The organism is Comamonas sp. GCA5 (genome assembly GCF_036541385.1).
Classification (GTDB): Bacteria; Pseudomonadota; Gammaproteobacteria; order Burkholderiales; family Burkholderiaceae_C; genus Comamonas; species Comamonas aquatica.
Genome location: NZ_JAZHFR010000169.1, coordinates 1 through 2,088, shown reverse-complemented (window position 1 = coordinate 2,088; position 2,088 = coordinate 1). Strand labels below are relative to the sequence as shown.

3 protein-coding genes are annotated in these 2,088 nt (G+C 57.4%); all 3 read left to right on the top strand.

Features of this window, described 5'->3' with window-relative positions; all coding sequences use genetic code 11:
• The first annotated feature begins 180 nt into the window (after positions 1–180).
• The 3 genes from SJH88_RS18990 to SJH88_RS18980 are packed head-to-tail and all read left to right on the top strand — an operon-like array spanning position 181 to position 1,990.
• On the top strand, positions 181–870 hold the full coding sequence (locus SJH88_RS18990; RefSeq protein ID WP_274755374.1) for a hypothetical protein: 690 nt from the start codon (positions 181–183) through the stop codon (positions 868–870).
• A 25-nt stretch (positions 871–895) separates the two neighbouring features.
• Positions 896–1,669 carry a terminase small subunit-like protein gene (locus SJH88_RS18985; protein WP_274755373.1) on the top strand — a complete coding sequence of 258 codons (774 nt, stop codon included), beginning with the start codon at positions 896–898 and terminating at the stop codon, positions 1,667–1,669.
• Positions 1,670–1,672: 3 nt separating this feature from the next.
• Positions 1,673–1,990 carry a hypothetical protein gene (locus SJH88_RS18980; RefSeq protein ID WP_274755372.1) on the top strand — a complete coding sequence of 106 codons (318 nt, stop codon included), beginning with the start codon at positions 1,673–1,675 and terminating at the stop codon, positions 1,988–1,990.
• Positions 1,991–2,088 lie beyond the last annotated feature (98 nt).

Below are 2,088 nucleotides of genomic sequence, written 5' to 3'. Positions count from 1 at the left end.
GCCCCCTCCAGCAAGGGCTTGATGATCTCGAATTGCTCGCGGCTCGTGTCGCTGGGGTACTTCTTGGTTCGCACCCGTCAATTGTCAGGGAACAATTAAAGATCCTGAACAGGTTCTAAGGTTGGCGCAAACCTAGCGAAAACAGAAAACTTCACCCATCGCAAGCAGTTGGAGTGAAGGATGAACCAGTGTGCAACGCAAGAAGGTGCTGCCGACACCACAGATGTCGCTGATGGGCTGCGCATCAGCAGCATCATGGAGACAGCGCGCCGGCAGCTCAAGAGGGAGGAGAACAAGGCGGCTACCGCCAAGAAGAAGCTGGATGGGGCCATCGCCAGCAAGAGCAGCCGCACCCAGATTCTGGAGGCCATCGCCTCACTGCATGAATCGGATGTGGTGATTTCCAGGCAGCGCCTGCAGACCATCACGGGCTTGAAGCAATACGTCGTAGATGACAACCTCAATACGCTGGTCAATGAGGGAGTCTTGCGTCGATTGGTGGCAGGCGTTTTCGCACCGGTAGTTACCTACCGGGAATCACGCTCGATCTCTCATACCTTGCTACCTGACGGCACATCCAAGCTGGAGCTGGGGGAGCTGTGCATTGATCTGACGCCCAAGGAGCGCCGCATGCTGGGAAGCATGCTGATGGGCGACGCAGCCTTTCTCAGCAACCTGCAAACAACGCACGACTTCAACGTCTTGGCCAGTGAGCTGACCACCTGCATGTTGCTGCTGCGCAGGACCACTGCCTTTCAAGAACAAATTGGCGAGCAATTGGGTGTCACCGTGGATCCCGCAACCAAAGGCCTTGGTGATCGCTTGGCAGTGCTCGCTGACCGTTTGATTGAAGGCTCTTATCGCTCCTAAGCGCCAGGACATGAGGGACGAGACCATGACACAAGAACCCATCAAGACCCGGGCGCAGCGCTCTAACGCGGACTGGGGCGCTATTGAGACGCTCTACAAGACCACAGCCATTTCCGTTCGCCAAATTGCGAAAGATCACGGCGTGAGCGGACCAGCCATCGCCAAGCGTGCCGCCAGAGACAAGTGGGTGCGGACAGCAGTGTGTGGCGCCCAGCAAATCCCAGCAGCCACTGAAGAGGTGCAAACCGGTTTCAACCGTGAAGTGGGAAGCCAAGACGCCTGCAAAGCTGAGCCAGCTGGAAACCAAGTGCAAACCGGAAAGCGTGGTCGCAAGAGCAGCTACACCCCAGAGTTGGGTACCCACATTTGCCTGGAGATTGCAGGTGGCAAGAGCCTTCGCAAGGTGTGCTCCATGGAGGGCATGCCGGATATGAGCACTGTCCTTCGGTGGCTGGCAGATGACGAGAAGGAATTTTTCCACAAGCAATACGCGCGCGCGTGCGAGGCCCGTGGCGTCTCTTTGGCAGAAGAAGCGATGGAGATCGTTGACCAGCCAGTCAAGACGCCGCTGGAGTTGGCGCACAACAAAGCCAAGGCCGATCAACGCAAGTGGTACGCATCCAAGCTATCCCCCAAGCGCTTTGGCGACAAGCTGGCCGTTGGCGGTGCTGATGACCTGCCTCCCGTGCAAGTCCAAGAGCGTGAGCTGACAGAGGCAGAGCGCGCTGTGCGGGTGCTCAACGCCCTCAAGAGCACGCCGGATCTGATTGCATCGCTGGTGTCTGGCGTTCAGGGGTAAGCCGTGGCTGCAGAGTTGGACATCAACAAGGTCATTCAAGCCCTCAAAGGCATGACTCCAGAGGCCAAAAAGGCGCTGGACGCTGTGCTGCTGGCTGACGCGCCTATCTGGGTGCCGCAAGAAGGCCCGCAGCGCGCTGCTTATGACTCGCTGGCTGACATCGTTTACTACGGCGGTTCTGCCGGCGGTGGCAAGACTGACCTGCTACTGGGCTTGGCCCTGACAAAGCAGCGTCACAGCATTCTCTTTCGGCGCCAGTCGGTGCAATTGACCGGCATTGAAGAGCGCATGACCAAGATGTTGATTTCCACGCAGAACTGACCCGCAATTTCCATCTCAAACTGACCCACCCTTTGGCTTGAGCCGTAAGGCTCAAGATGTGGATAAGGTTTTGTTTCTCTCCTTCTTTGTGGACGGTT

Bases quoted from the DNA above. Each gene is read 5' to 3' on its own strand.
- SJH88_RS18990 (WP_274755374.1), top strand. From the start codon at position 181: ATGAACCAGTGTGCAACGCAAGAAGGTGCTGCCGACACCACAGATGTC.
- SJH88_RS18985 (WP_274755373.1), top strand. From the start codon at position 896: ATGACACAAGAACCCATCAAGACCCGGGCGCAGCGCTCTAACGCGGAC.